This window comes from Terribium retamae (genome assembly GCF_022347545.1).
GTDB classification, from domain to species: Bacteria; Pseudomonadota; Alphaproteobacteria; order Rhizobiales; family Rhizobiaceae; genus Mesorhizobium; species Mesorhizobium retamae.
The window spans coordinates 1-13,176 of sequence record NZ_JAKREW010000007.1 but is presented as its reverse complement, the minus strand read 5'-3'; the positions used below and the strand labels follow the sequence as shown (position 1 = coordinate 13,176).

At 61.4% G+C, this 13,176-nt stretch carries 13 protein-coding genes and 1 pseudogene; 9 read left to right on the top strand and 5 right to left on the bottom strand.

Features of this window, described 5'->3' with window-relative positions:
* Positions 1–6: 6 nt before the first annotated feature.
* From L4923_RS09895 to L4923_RS09855, 9 genes are all read left to right on the top strand, one after another.
* The gene (locus L4923_RS09895; protein ID WP_239364265.1) at positions 7–294 is read left to right on the top strand and encodes a hypothetical protein; all 288 of its coding nucleotides are present in this window, start codon (positions 7–9) and stop codon (positions 292–294) included.
* Entirely contained in the window at positions 287–1,942 is a 1,656-nt protein-coding gene (locus tag L4923_RS09890; protein ID WP_239364264.1) for a Na/Pi cotransporter family protein, read from the top strand. The genes L4923_RS09895 and L4923_RS09890 overlap by 8 nt, the downstream gene beginning before the upstream one ends.
* Positions 1,943–1,998: 56 nt before the next feature.
* The gene (locus L4923_RS09885) at positions 1,999–3,036 is read left to right on the top strand and encodes an Ldh family oxidoreductase (RefSeq protein ID WP_239364262.1); all 1,038 of its coding nucleotides are present in this window, start codon (positions 1,999–2,001) and stop codon (positions 3,034–3,036) included.
* The gene (locus L4923_RS09880) at positions 3,033–4,262 is read left to right on the top strand and encodes an iron-containing alcohol dehydrogenase (RefSeq protein ID WP_239364260.1); all 1,230 of its coding nucleotides are present in this window, start codon (positions 3,033–3,035) and stop codon (positions 4,260–4,262) included. Before L4923_RS09885 ends, L4923_RS09880 begins: the two co-directional genes overlap by 4 nt.
* A gap of 29 nt (positions 4,263–4,291) precedes the next feature.
* Entirely contained in the window at positions 4,292–5,743 is a 1,452-nt protein-coding gene (locus L4923_RS09875) for an NAD-dependent succinate-semialdehyde dehydrogenase (protein ID WP_239364258.1), read from the top strand.
* Between the two features lie 596 nt (positions 5,744–6,339).
* Positions 6,340–6,708, top strand: coding sequence for a RidA family protein (locus L4923_RS09870; protein ID WP_239364255.1), 369 nt, complete (start codon positions 6,340–6,342; stop codon positions 6,706–6,708).
* Between the two features lie 60 nt (positions 6,709–6,768).
* Positions 6,769–7,068, top strand: a complete 300-nt coding sequence (locus L4923_RS09865) for a YciI family protein (RefSeq protein ID WP_239364252.1) — start codon at positions 6,769–6,771, stop codon at positions 7,066–7,068.
* Positions 7,069–7,150: 82 nt separating this feature from the next.
* The gene (locus tag L4923_RS09860) at positions 7,151–8,434 is read left to right on the top strand and encodes an NAD(P)/FAD-dependent oxidoreductase (protein WP_239364249.1); all 1,284 of its coding nucleotides are present in this window, start codon (positions 7,151–7,153) and stop codon (positions 8,432–8,434) included.
* Between the two features lie 275 nt (positions 8,435–8,709).
* On the top strand, positions 8,710–9,678 hold the full coding sequence (locus L4923_RS09855; protein ID WP_239364248.1) for a LysR family transcriptional regulator: 969 nt from the start codon (positions 8,710–8,712) through the stop codon (positions 9,676–9,678).
* Here the strand turns inward: L4923_RS09855 and L4923_RS09850 are convergent.
* From L4923_RS09850 to L4923_RS09830, 5 genes and pseudogenes are all read right to left on the bottom strand, one after another.
* Positions 9,626–9,853: a DUF2274 domain-containing protein gene (locus L4923_RS09850; RefSeq protein ID WP_239364246.1), complete on the bottom strand. Its 228-nt coding sequence runs from the start codon at positions 9,851–9,853 to the stop codon at positions 9,626–9,628. The two genes, L4923_RS09855 and L4923_RS09850, sit on opposite strands and share 53 nt — an antisense overlap.
* Before the next feature lie 2 nt (positions 9,854–9,855).
* Complete coding sequence (locus L4923_RS09845) at positions 9,856–11,049, bottom strand: TraB/TrbI/VirB10 family type IV secretion system protein (RefSeq protein ID WP_239364244.1); 1,194 nt, start codon at positions 11,047–11,049, stop codon at positions 9,856–9,858.
* Positions 11,046–12,029: a P-type conjugative transfer protein TrbG gene (gene trbG / locus L4923_RS09840; protein WP_239364241.1), complete on the bottom strand. Its 984-nt coding sequence runs from the start codon at positions 12,027–12,029 to the stop codon at positions 11,046–11,048. The genes L4923_RS09845 and trbG overlap by 4 nt, the downstream gene beginning before the upstream one ends.
* Complete coding sequence (gene trbF, locus L4923_RS09835; RefSeq protein ID WP_239364239.1) at positions 12,026–12,715, bottom strand: conjugal transfer protein TrbF; 690 nt, start codon at positions 12,713–12,715, stop codon at positions 12,026–12,028. Before trbF ends, trbG begins: the two co-directional genes overlap by 4 nt.
* Positions 12,712–13,176: pseudogene (locus tag L4923_RS09830) on the bottom strand (P-type conjugative transfer protein TrbL); the annotation flags it as partial. The gene trbF and the pseudogene L4923_RS09830, both read right to left, overlap by 4 nt.

The window sequence follows — 13,176 nt, the reverse complement described above, 5'->3', positions numbered from 1 at the left end:
GCGCCTATGCCGTTCACGCCCGCCGCCAATTCAGGCCAGCCCGAGTTTGGTGTCTCCGTCGTCAAAGACGGGGCCTCGATATCGCTGAGTTTCGACCTTGATCGGATTGCGGCTTTCCGTGCGACTTTCGGCGACGACGTGTTTGTCGAAGTGGCCACGCGGTATGTCGAACAGAGAGCCGAAGCCCTGTCCGCAACGCACGAACTTTGGCTCTGGAAGGAAGCGGTTCGAGCGCACGTCCTGCCAGACTCAACTGCTGCAAGCGGTTGTGGCGAGGATGGCGTCGATGATTGATCTCATTGGCGCCGTCGCACTGCTCCTGTGGGGTCTTCGCATGGTGAAGACAGGCGTGCTCCGCGCCTTCGGAGCGCGGCTGCGCCAGTGGATTGGATCAGGCACCCGCAATCGGTTCCTCGCCTTCGGCATCGGGTTGACCGCGACGATTGCACTGCAAAGCAGCACCGCCACCGCCTTGATGACAGCCTCATTCGCCGGCATGGGCTATCTGGGCTCGATGATGGCGCAGGCGGTGATGTTGGGCGCCAACGTCGGTACCAGCATCGTTACGCGCCTTCTCGCACTCGACCTGCACTTCCTTGCAGCGCTGCTGATTGCCACAGGGGTTGTTGCCTTCGGAATCAGTCATTCAAAATCCGCCAAGGGCATGTCGCGTGTTCCGCTCGGGCTTGGCCTGATGCTTCTGTCACTCCATTGGCTCGGACAGGCGACCGAGCCAATGCGGCACTCGCAAGTGCTGATTGCACTGATGACCTCACTGGACGCGGTGCCCGTCCTCGCCGTCGCCGTGGCTGCAGTGCTTGCGATGGCGGCTTCGTCCAGCATGGCGATCGTGCTTCTGGCGATGTCGCTTGCCGCCAGCGGAACTGTCACTCCAGCGCTCGGCATGGCTCTGGTCTTGGGCGCTAACCTCGGCGGTGCATTTCCGCCAGTCGCAGCGACGTTTCACCATGGGGCTGTGGCACTCAGGGTCACAGTCGGCAATCTGCTGGTCCGGCTGGCCGGATGTGTTGCCGCCCTGCCGTTCCTCGACTGGATCGCGAAGCTCCTCTCGGATGCCGGTTCACACGGGGCCACGCTCATCGTCGACGCCCACATCATCTTCAACGTCACCCTTGCCGTCGCCGCGCTTCCACTGCTCCGGCCGCTTTCCAACCTGATGCGCCGGATCGTTCCTGAAGCCGAAACGCCGGACGATGGTCCGCGATATCTAGATCCCGAACATCTCGACACGCCCGCGCTCGCGCTTGCCGGCGCCGCCCGCGAGACATTGCGGATCGGAGACCGCATCGCGGCGATGATCGAGGCCAACCTCGAGGCATTGCGCAAGAGCGATACGGCACGCTGCACCAGTGTCGCCGTCATGGATGACGAGGTCGATCGTCTGAACAGCGCCGTCAAGCTCTACCTCGCCAGGCTCGACAGAACGGCGCTCGATGAAAAAGATGCCCAGCGCTCCGACGAGATCATCGGTTACGCCACCAATCTCGAACATATCGGCGACATCGTCGATCGGAATCTCCGCGAACTCGTTCAGAAGAAGATCCGCGGTCAGTTGAGCTTCTCCACCGAAGGTGCGTCGGAAATCGAGGAACTCTATCAGACGACGCTGAGCAATCTGCGCCTCGCACAGAGCATCCTCGTATCGGGTGACTCCCAGCTTGCGCGCCAGTTGGTCGAGGCGAAGGTCGGCATTCGTCATCTCGAAGAGCGCTCGGCGGCCAATCACATGGCGCGGCTTCGCGACGGTCTGGTCGCGAGCGTCCAAACCAGTTCCCTGCATCTCGACATGCTGCGGGACCTCAAGCGGATCAATGCTCACATCGCTGCGATCGCTTATCCGATCCTCAAAAGTGGCGGCAGCTTGCGCGAATCCCGGTTGATCGGCTCCGATCAATGCGCAGCGACGCATGACAACATCTAGCGGGCATTCGATCGCATCGACGGGCCCAGCAGAAAACAACTGGCAGGAGGAACGACATGATAGTGCCCGCAGAGGAGGCACGCAATCTGGCGACACAGGTCCTCCGTCTCCACGGCACGCCAGAAACGCATGCCGAGATACAGGCGGACCTATTGTTGGAGGCTGAGCTTCGCGGCTATGCCTCCCATGGCTTGCTGAGGCTTCCACGGATCGTCGAGCGCATTCGCAACGGCGTCGCCGATCCAAGCGCGGTTGGTTTGTCGCAGTGGGTGCACCCTGGTTTCTTGAGGGTGGACGGCCAAAGGGGGCTTGGCCCTGTGATTGCGCTTCGAGGCTTGGATGAAATCTCGGAGCGAGCGCGGCAGATCGGTATTGCTGTCGCGGCCGTCGACAACAGCAATCATATCGGAATGCTGGCGTGGTATGCCGAACGCATCGCAGCGGCTGGTCAAATAGCCCTCTGCTTTTCCACAAGCGAAGCCTTGGTCCATCCGTGGGGTGGCCGCCGAGCGATGATCGGGACAAACCCTATCGCTATTGGCGTTCCTGCAAGGCCGCATCCGTTCGTGATGGACATGGCGACCAGCCTCGTTGCCATGGGAAAGATCTACGACCATGCAAACCGTGCTCAGGCAATCCCGAGCCATTGGGCACTTGACCGGCACGGCAAACCGACCACCGACCCGGAAGCGGCCAAGGCCGGAGCGATAGCGCCTTTCGGTGACGCGAAAGGCTATGCCCTCGGTCTGGCGTTCGAGCTTCTGGTGTCGGCGCTTGCTGGAAGCGCCCTGGGTCAGAGCGTGCAGGGAACTCTTGATTCCACGAAAGTCTGCAACAAGGGCGACGTTTTCATTGTCATTTCGCCTGACATAGAAACTGAGACCGCCGACGAACTCTCCCGCTATCTGAACGCGGTTCGCAACTGCCCCCCGATTGACGGTTTTTCTGCCGTGACCGTTCCCGGCGACCGATCGCGCGCCAGCCGCGTGGAACGTCTCACGGCAGGAATTTCTCTTCCCGACGAAGTCTGGGGCGAGTTGCTCGAGCTCGCGGGAGCGCAACATCAAAAGCGAGATCAGGGGACCCTTCAATGACAGTGTTTGGCCTTACAAGAGCGCCCCGCGAAATTCTCTTTGGCGCCGGTCAGCGCAAGGCCGTTGGCCATGCCGCCAGCCGGCTTGGGCGGCGCGCATTGATCTGCACTGACAAGCGACTTGGTGATTCACCTGAGATTCAAGAGCTTAGGCAAGACCTCGCGGCCGTCGGCGTTGTCAGTTCCACATTTGATGACACACAGCCGGACGTTCCCCGCGATTGCATCGACCGTTGTGTGAAGCAAGGCAGAGAGTTCAAGCCTGATCTCGTCATCGGTTTTGGTGGTGGGAGCTGTCTTGACCTTGCGAAAGTCACCGCCCTTCTGTTGAGCCACGGAGGCGAGCTGAGTTCCTTCTATGGCGAATTCAAAGTGCCGGGTCCGGTGCTGCCACTTATCGCCATACCGACAACAGCCGGAACCGGGTCGGAGGTAACGCCAGTCGCCGTTATCAGCGACGCTGAACGGACACTGAAAGTCGGAGTCTCCAGCCCGCACCTGATCGCGCATACCGCGATATGCGACCCGGAACTCACATACAGCTGCCCACCACAACTGACCGCGACAGTCGGTGCGGACGCACTCACACATGCAATTGAGGCCTTTACCGCGCTACGCAGATCGCCGGACGGTGATCTGGCTCATGCCCATGTCTTTGTCGGCAAGAACGCTCTCAGTGATCAGTTCGCCCTGCGTGCGATCTCCTGCATCGCGTCCAATCTCCATGCGGCAGTCCGCGATGGTGGGGACAAAGAGGCCCGGTCGCAACTGATGTTGGGTTCATTGCTTTCGGGGCTCGCATTCGGCACTGCCGGTACCGCGGCTGCACACGCCATTCAGTATCCCGTTGGTGCCTTGACCCACACGCCGCATGGCGTGGGGGTAGCGACACTCATGCCCTATGTGATGGCCTTCAACCAACCGGCGTGTGAGGAAGAACTGGCCCAGATCGCAAGAGCGTTCGGCATCGGGAATGTTGGAGCGCCTGTCGCAGAACTCGCGTCCCAGGCGATCGAGGCAGTCCAGGCACTTTTTGCCTCAGTCGGCATACCCAAATCCTTGGCGGAGCTTGGTCTTCCGGAGACGAAGCTGTCCTGGACGGCGGAACAGGCAATGGGCGCCACAAGGCTCATAAAGAACAACCCGCGCCTTCTCGATGTCGAAAGCGTGCTTGCGATCATCACAGCGGCGCATGCGGGCAACCGGCTCGCCCTTCATGTTTCTTGAACATTCCAGTCGAAAGCGGATCTCACCTGATGAAAAACCTTGCTGATCTCGAACTCAAACCGCAACTCTACATTGGCGGCGCATGGAAAGACTCGTCGGATCGATCAACGTTTGAAGTCGGCAATCCGGCCACGCTGGATGTTATTGCGAATGTTTCCAGCGCAACGCCGGAAGACGGGCTGGCGGCTCTCGACGCAGCGCAGGCCGCCTTTGCGGATTGGTCACGACGCCGACCGCGAGCGCGCGCCGAGATCCTTCGAAAAGCTTTCGAACTGATCATGGCGCAGAAGGAGCAACTCGCTCGGCTGATAACCTTGGAAAACGGGAAGGCCTTGCCGGATTCTCTTGCCGAGATTGCCTACGCGGCCGAGTTCTTCCGATGGAACGCCGAAGAGGCTGTCCGCAACATCGGAGAGGTATCGAGAGCCCCGGCAAGCGGAGCCCGCATGCTTGTTCACCACAAGCCTGCTGGAATTGCCGTGCTCGTCACGCCATGGAACTACCCCGCTGCTATGGGCACCCGAAAAATCGCCCCTGCCTTGGCAGCCGGGTGCCCGGTGGTGATCAAGCCCGCCTCCGAGACCCCACTGACCATGCTTTCTCTGATGCCAATTCTGGAGGCCGCGGGAGTGCCTGCCGGCGTCGTCAACGTCGTGCCCTCGAGGCGTGCCGGTCCGCTCGTCGACACGTTGCTCCATGATCCACGGGTTCGCGTCGTCTCATTCACCGGTTCGACGGAGGTGGGGCGCAAGCTTTTGCATTCTGCCGCGGATCAGGTGATCAATCCGGCGATGGAGCTTGGCGGCAACGCACCGTTCGTCGTGCTCGCTGATGCCGACGTCGATGCGGCTGTCGAGGGCGCCCTCCTGGCCAAGATGCGCAACCTCGGTGAGGCCTGCACGGCCGCCAACCGCTTCTATGTCCACGAAATCCTGTTCGACGAGTTCGCGGAGAAGCTCGCGGCACGCATGGCCGCTCTGAAGGTTGGCAACGGGCTCGACGAAGGTGTCGAAGTGGGCGCGCTGGTCAACGGCCAGACACGCAACAAGGTTATCGAACTTGTCGAGGACGCAACCTCGCGCGGTGCCCGGACTTTGACCGGCGGAAAAGCCGTGGATGGTCCAGGCTTCTTCTACCCGCCAACGGTGCTCGTGGATGTTCCTGAAGACGCAAAGTGCTTCCGGGAGGAAATTTTCGGCCCTGTCGCCGCACTTACCCGCTTCTCCGATGAAGAGGATCTGGTACGTCGCTGCAATGATACCGAGTACGGGCTCGTGGCGTACATTTACACCAAAGATTTGCGCCGAGGACTTGCTTTGTCCGAGGAACTTGACTTCGGGATGATCGGACTCAACCGCGGGCTGGTATCCGATCCGGCCGCCCCCTTCGGCGGAATGAAGCAGAGTGGCATCGGTCGCGAAGGGGCGCATGAAGGAATGCTGGAATTCCTTGAGACACAATACGTTTCGGTCGAGTGGTAGTGCGGATTTCGACCACAACGTTCATTGTGAAAGCTCGTTCATCTGGTCGGGACCGATGCGGATGTCTGACGAGCGACGTTGCGGGAGAAGCGAGAGCGAGCACAACCTAAGTCACTTGGTACTCGACAAAGTGCCATTAGAGGAGCAAGCGTTGGAAGTACATCATCTTTGGGTCGTTGCCACCGCGCGCAATTGGAGCTTCAGAGCTGCAAGCCACACCCGGCCAGCAGTCAGCGGGGAGGGACGCCAATCAGTAGCTTCTCTTGCCATGCGCCGTTCCGAATACTGCTCGCTTACCGCGATGAAGAGACATCTGTGGCATCACTGCTTTCAGATGTCTCACGCGCTTGCAAAACCTGTCTTGCAGTCAACTTCGAAAAACGTCGAGATGGTTGGGATATTGGGCGGCCCTTGTGTTGGCGCGACCCTTGCCGGCAGCACTGCGGTCGAGAATTCCGTCGTAGCAGTGAGGCGAAACCCGATCGACGATTGAGAGGCCTCGCAAACCAGCCATTGCCACACCATTTGCCGGTGCCTCTTTCGGGCGCTGGCCAATCGACAAACGCCTTGCCGTCCCTAACAAAGAGAAGAATTCAATGACCGATCAAAAGACTCAGCCCAAGTATTTCGACAGCGGCGCATTCCTGCATCGTTCAGACGCGGTTGTGTACAACGGTGTCGCCTATGTCTCTGGCGTCAAATCATCGAACAAGAATGGCTCGGTTACGGAGCAGGCATCAGAGATATTGGCCGAGATCGATAGGCGTCTGGCTGATATCGGTACTGACAAGACCCGGCTGCTGTCCGCAACCATCTGGATGCACGACGTGATCCGCGATGTGAACGAACTCAATCTGGTCTGGAACAAGTGGCTTGCCCCGGATCGCAGACCGGCGAGGTCCTGCGTCCAATCGGCGTTGCAAGGCAATTCGCTGGTCGAGATTGCCGTGATCGTTGCCGCCTAGCCTGCAGTCGTCACCCTTGGGGGCGATACAGCGCAACGCTGTCCAGAACAAGGATACGAGATGACACGCTTCGTGGCGATCTTTGAGGACAATGTCGGGTTTGATTGGGTGCGTCGGGATCATAGCGGGGAACACCTGGCTTTTCTCGAAGCGAACAAGACGAGGATCGTTCTTGCGGGCGCGCTTCGTCCCGGTGTCGACGAACATCCGTCTGGCGGGCTCTGGATTTTCGACGTCGCCAGTGCGGACGAGGCTATCGCTTTGATCGAGAGCGACCCCTATTTCAAGCTTGGCTTGAGGAAAAGCTACGACCTTCGCGTGTGGGGGAAGCCTCCATTCTATGGGGCGGTGACCCTCTGAGAGGTTGGCCAAACATGCGGCATCGAAACTTCCTGCCTCGAGACGAGCGTCGCGATACTGACGCCAGAAAGGACCGTCGAAATTGACCGCAGAAGTACAATTACCGGCAAAAGAACAAAGAGTTGCCGTAATAGGTGCCGGCATCGTTGGGATGATGTCGGCCTACTATTTGTTCCGGGCCGGCTGTTCGGTTACCGTCATCGATCCTGCGGAGCCGGGTGATATGCGTGCATCGAGTTTCGGAAATGGAGGCTGGCTTAGTCCAAGCCTAGTGACACCTGGTGCCATGCCGGGCCTTTGGAAGCAAGTTCCAAAAATGTTGCTTGATCCAAAAGGCCCGCTCACGATCGACATCCGGCGTTTGCCGCGATTGCTGCCATGGTTGTTCCGCTTTCTCTGGAGTGGGGCAACCGAGCGTCGCGTAAGGCCGACATCCAAAGCCTTGAGCTCTCTGGTTGGAAGCTGCCCGGAGTTGCATCAGCAAGTTGCCCGGGAAATCGGCGCGGATCATCTTATCGAGCCACGCGGCCTTTTGTTTCTGTATCGGGATCGGCAGGCCTTCGAACGAGAGGCCTTGCCTTGGGCGTTACGTCGCGAATTTGGAGCAACTTGGACAGAGTTTGACGAGCAGCAGCTTCGCATCGAAGAACCCAATGTCCCCGAACGCTACAGGTTCGGGGTCTTGGTGGCTGGCGGCCACTGTGTTGATCCCGGTGGATTCGTTGCTGAAATTGCCCGGTACCTCTTCTCACAGGGCGTGCAATACCGGCAGTCGAGTGCGCTTGACTTCGCTTTCGATGGCGGTCGGCTCGCCGGCGTGCACACGGCAGACGGCACCGTTTCGTGTGACAAGGCAGTAATTTCGGCAGGTGCATGGTCGGCACAGCTTGCCAGGAAAGTCGGAAACAATATCCCCCTGGAGGCTGAGCGTGGCCACCATATCGTCGTTGCGGGCGAAGGTCCGAAGCTTCGCAACCGCCTCTTCTTGACTGATCACAAGATCACTGTGCGCACGTTCAAAGACGCCACCAAGGTTACCGGTCAGGTCGATTTTTCCGGCCTTGAGACACCCGCGAATCCACTGCGCTTTGAGGTCCTGCATGATCTGGTGGCCGACGCCTTGCCAATATTGAAAAGTGGCGCTCAGCGGAAGCTTTCTACATGGATGGGACGTCGCCCGTCTCTACCAGACGGCCGTCCTGCGATTGGGCGCAGTCGACGTTCTGCCGATGTTGTCCTGGCCTTCGGCCATGGTCACGTCGGTTTTGCGGCCGGTCCGGAGACCGCACGATTGGTGACTGGTCTCATCACGGGGGGCGTCGATGAAGATCTGCTCGCACCATTCTCACCAAGCCGCTTTGCCTGAGAACAATATCTGGTTAGGGGAACGCTGCGCTGTCAGCTATCCCAAATCTGCGGTGCGCAATTTGCATTGCGCCACTTTCACACCTGCGGAGCTTCACCGCAGAATGCCTGCTTGCCGTGCTCACTACACAAGTTGGCAACAAAACATGAGGTGCGTCCGTGATGAAGACCGGACTGTCGCGCGACAGCTGAACTCCGTTACCTCCGCCGATCGAACGGCATCGGACCAAGAAGGCTTCGGATCTGCTGTGGCAGCTACGAACGGTTTGAGCACGTATGGCGAACACGGATGATCCTGGCTTCGAGCTCCGCCATCTTCGCTATGTGGTTGCTACGGCAGAACTGGGCGGTATACGCCGTGCTGCACGTCGGCTTGGAGTCGACCCTGGCGCTGTGAGCCGCCGCATTCAGGACCTGGAAAACGAGATCGGCGCCGCCCTGTTCATCAGGGGACAGGGTGGCGTCACGCTTACTTTCGCGGGTGAGCGGTTCTTGCAGCAGGCCCGCAAGGCGCTGTCTCTGGCCAGTCATGCAGTCCAGGACGCGGGGGTCATCGGGCAAGGACAGGCAGGCGTCATTCGGATCGGTGTGATCTCGTCCCTCGCCTCAGGTTTTCTACCTGAACTGGTCGAGAGCTACAAAGCCCACCATGCGGCCGTTAGATTGGAATATGTGGAAGCTGGACCGGAGGAGCATGTACCGGCCGTGCAGCAGCATCGACTGGACGTGGCATTCCTGACCGGGCAACCGATCGCTGAGGGATGCGATCTTGCACATCTGTGGAACGAACGGGTTTTTGTCGCGATGTCGGACCGGCACGAACTGGCGGGCAAGCAAGACCTCGCCTGGAGCGATCTGCAAGGCCAGCGTTTTGTCGTAAGCGAGGTGCAGCCCGGGCCTGAGATTGCCGACTATCTGGTCAAACACCTGTCCGCACTCGGCCGGTCCCCGACGATCGACCATCAGGCGGTCTATCGCGACAACCTGATGCAGATCGTGGCCGGAGGCCATCACCTGACGCTGACCAGCGAGGCGACCATCGCCACACAGTTCTCCGGTCTGGTTTATCGTCCGCTTGCCGGAGAGGTTCTGCCTTTCTGCGCGGTGTGGTCACCCAAGAACGACAATCCCGCTTTCCGGCGTCTGCTCAGCCTCGCGAAAATGCTCTCGAAGAAGTGCGGGGCCTGTCTGGCTAATGGGAAGACGACGCACTCCGGCGAGCTTTTGCAAAGCCCCGATCCGTAGCAATGAAGCGCTCCAGCATCGGCACGATGAGGCGCACCGGCTCTATGGGAGCACCGCCCGGGTCGGCTAATAGCTTGCCATAAGTGGCAAGATCGCGCGCCAGCCCGGCTGGCAACTCCACCGTGACCTTCACAGGCTTGTCGTCGGACAGCGGCCCCAGTTTCAACTTCGCCATGGTCAACCTCCGTAGGGCTCGAATACTAAGTCTCGCGTCACGATCACGCGGACCGGGAAGCCAGGCCGGATCGTCAGCGTCGGTGCGACCTGCAACTGGCGGCGGATGATCTGCTGGCCGGCATCATTGATGGTGTCCTGCGCGCCGTCGCGAATGGCGCGAACAAGGCGGTCCTCGTCATCGACGGCGAGCTCGGCGCCGACCGCGAGCAGCGTTGAGAGCCCGGCGGCCTTGGCCAGATCCCACCAATGATAGTCGACACCGTCTTCGAGCCCCGCGTAGCCTTGCGTATCGGCGCCCGGCTGACGCTCCAACACGATGGATCGGCCGTTGGGGAGGATCAGCCGGTTCCAGACGAGCAGCACGCGGCGCTGCCCGAAGCCGACATCGTTGCTGTATTGACCGATGATGCGGGTGCCCTGGGGCACGAGGAGAACGCGGCCGGTGGGGCTGTCATAGATATGCTCTGTCACCTGAGCGGTGATCTGACCGGGCAGATCGGAGCGGATGCCGGTGATGAGGGCGGCAGAGATCACCGCCCCGGCTTGAAGCACATAGGGCGAAGCCGGAGCCATGACGCGATCGGCAGCGACGGTACGACGGTCGACTGCGGCGTTGAGGAACGCGGCTTGCCGATCCTGGGCGGTGGGAGCGCCTTGCTGGCCGGGAAGACCGAGGCCGGCGAGATTCGGATTAGCAATGCCGGCGGACGTTCCCGTACGGGCGACTGAGCCTGGCGCGGTCTGGAAGAAGACCCGGCTTGTGCGGGCGGCTTCTTCTTCGGCGAGGCGCCGCTGTTCTTCAGCGTTGACCTGGGGCGTCGCCATGGCAGGGGGCACGACCGGCTGACCGCGGTTCTGGGCGTCAAGAATCGGTCGGCCCAGATCTCCGGGGAGTGCCGGCCCGAGCACCGGACCGGTGTAGTCGCGCGGCAGACCGGCGAGACCATCGGCCGTCGCCCGGTTGTCGGTGGAATAGAGTTCTTCGTTTCCAGTTCCGCCGTCGCGGGTCTGAAGCGCATAGATCAGCGCGCCTCCGATGCCAAGGCTGGCGACGAGACCGACACTCGCCAGAACCTTGCGCGACAGTCGCGTAACGCGGGGCGCCTCGGCGCGCAGCCGCATGGTTGATGCGGGATCGACAGCCGCACCAGTGAGCGGAGCGCCAGTCTCTTGATTGTTTTCCTGATTGCTCATGACGCTGGCCTCCCGTCGGTGCGGACAATCCTGACAGCCTGCTGGCGGTCACCGCTGCCGAGGCGCAGCTCGGCCGCGCCGAACAGGCGATCGACGATCAGGACGTTCTGATAGATACGGTTATTGACGATCTGGGTTTCGCCGTTCGAGCCGAGAACGAAGAGTGGCGGCATCTCGCCCTGCACGATGCCGCGGGGGAACTCGACATAGACACGGCGTCCGTCGTCATAGACGGAAACCGGACGCCATGGCGGGGTGTCGCCGGTGAGGCCGTAGCGATAGTTGCGAGCGGAGGCGACCGGGATGACCGGTGTGGCCGGAACGCTTTGCCGTTGCCCTGCAGGCGGCTGAGGATAGGCCCAGGCGACGGCCGGCATATAGGGCTTCTCGCCCGAACGAAGCTCGATCATGTAGACACGGCGGTCCGTGGTGACGACGAGATTGGTGGTGATGTCGGCGCGCGACGGCTTCACGAGGATGTGGACGCGACGGGTTGTTCCAGAACCGCTCTCGGTGTCACCGATGATCCAGCGGGCCGTGTCGCCGGCGGCGATTGGTCCGGCGCCGGTCAAGCTTTCACCCGGCTCCAATGCGATATTGGTGATCTGGCCCGGCGCCGCATAGACCTGATAGAGCGCGCCTTCCGACCAGGGATAGATCTGGATGGAGTTGTAGTAGCCCTCGCGACGCGGCTGAACGCGGGCGGCGGCATTGGCGTTCTCGACACGTGCGGTCGGCGTGCCGGCGGTATTTCCACCACGGGCGACCGTCCAGACCGGTGGGACATGCAGCGGCCGCGGCCGGTCATCGGTGACGGCCACGGGCACGGCCGGCAGTGGCGGCACGTTGGTGTCGTAGCTGATTTCTGGCGGCTTGTAGGTAGCGCAGCCTGCCAGCATGGTCGCGGACAGGAGCAAAGCCGCGAAGGCAGGTTTACGGAGAACCGGAATGGCGGATGTGCGGATCGTCGACCGGCTCATTGGCTCATCTCCCGCGACCAATTGATAGCGTTGACGTAGATGCCGAGCGGATTGGCGCGCAGGCGTTCGGCGTCGCGCGGCGGCTGGATCACGACGGTCAGGATCGCGGTCCAGCGCTGCGTGCTGGAGATCTGGCCGTTCTCGTAGTGGCGCTCGGTCCAGGCGACACGAAAGCTGTCCGGCGAGGCCCGGATCACGCTCGACACCTCGACGGCGATCTGCTGCCGGCCGACCTTGGTGAACGGGTCATTGGTGCGTGCATAGTCGTTGAGCGCGGCTGCGCCACGATCCGTCGTCCATTCATAAGCGCGAAGCCAGTTCTGCCGCACGATGATGGCGTCGGCAGGGATCGAGCGTGTCTGCTCGATGAAGCGTGCCAGATGCCAGGCGATCTGCGGATCGGTGGGCCGATAGCCCACTGAGGCAGGCGCAACGGTCTGTGCCTGGCCGAGATCGTCGACCTGCACCACCCAGGGGACGACCGTGCCGCGCGCCGACTGCCAGACAAGGGCTGCGGCAAAACCGGCTGACAGGATTAGGCTGCCGAAGGCCATATAGCGCCAGTTCTTCGCTTGCACGCGGGCCGAGCCGATGCGGTCGTCCCAGACCTGTGAGGCCTTTTGGTAAGGCGTCTCGGGTTCCGGCGTCTTGCCGTAGTGGGTTGCGGGTCGTTTGAAGAAGCTCATGAGCGGTCACTTTCGGAGAGATTGACGGAAGAGCCGCCGCCGTGGCTGTCGCCGGAACGGACGGCGTGTGCGGCGGCTGAGACGCCATGGCTGAGCGCCTGGCTTCGTTTCATGCGTTTTGCCCAGTCGGGCGCTCCATCGCGCGGCGGACTTGCAAGGGCAGCGGCGGCATCATCGTCAGTGCCGCCGATGGTCCCCATGGTCGAGGAACCACCGGTCGCGCCAAAGCCAGCCTTGGCACCATCGGAGACGCTGGATTTGACGCTTTCGGCTGCGCGCGTGGCCGCGCGTTTCAGCGGTGAGACGGCGGCCGATCCTGCGGCGCGTGCAACACCTCCGAGGCCGGAAGCCACACCAGAAGAGCCGGTCTGGCCCAGGGAACCGAGACTGTAGGCCGCCGAGGCCGCGCCGGCGGCAGCAGCGCCACCGCGCATGGCTGCGGCTCCGCCGGAGATGGCGGC

Coding starts and splice junctions, on each gene's coding strand:
- trbF (WP_239364239.1), bottom strand. CDS start 12,715: ATGAGCTTCTTCAAACGACCCGCAACCCACTACGGCAAGACGCCGGAA.
- L4923_RS09875 (WP_239364258.1), top strand. CDS start 4,292: ATGAAAAACCTTGCTGATCTCGAACTCAAACCGCAACTCTACATTGGC.
- L4923_RS09850 (WP_239364246.1), bottom strand. CDS start 9,853: ATGGCGAAGTTGAAACTGGGGCCGCTGTCCGACGACAAGCCTGTGAAG.
- L4923_RS09890 (WP_239364264.1), top strand. CDS start 287: ATGATTGATCTCATTGGCGCCGTCGCACTGCTCCTGTGGGGTCTTCGC.
- L4923_RS09870 (WP_239364255.1), top strand. CDS start 6,340: ATGACCGATCAAAAGACTCAGCCCAAGTATTTCGACAGCGGCGCATTC.
- L4923_RS09895 (WP_239364265.1), top strand. CDS start 7: ATGCCGTTCACGCCCGCCGCCAATTCAGGCCAGCCCGAGTTTGGTGTC.
- trbG (WP_239364241.1), bottom strand. CDS start 12,029: ATGAGCCGGTCGACGATCCGCACATCCGCCATTCCGGTTCTCCGTAAA.
- L4923_RS09880 (WP_239364260.1), top strand. CDS start 3,033: ATGACAGTGTTTGGCCTTACAAGAGCGCCCCGCGAAATTCTCTTTGGC.
- L4923_RS09855 (WP_239364248.1), top strand. CDS start 8,710: ATGGCGAACACGGATGATCCTGGCTTCGAGCTCCGCCATCTTCGCTAT.
- L4923_RS09845 (WP_239364244.1), bottom strand. CDS start 11,049: ATGAGCAATCAGGAAAACAATCAAGAGACTGGCGCTCCGCTCACTGGT.
- L4923_RS09865 (WP_239364252.1), top strand. CDS start 6,769: ATGACACGCTTCGTGGCGATCTTTGAGGACAATGTCGGGTTTGATTGG.
- L4923_RS09885 (WP_239364262.1), top strand. CDS start 1,999: ATGATAGTGCCCGCAGAGGAGGCACGCAATCTGGCGACACAGGTCCTC.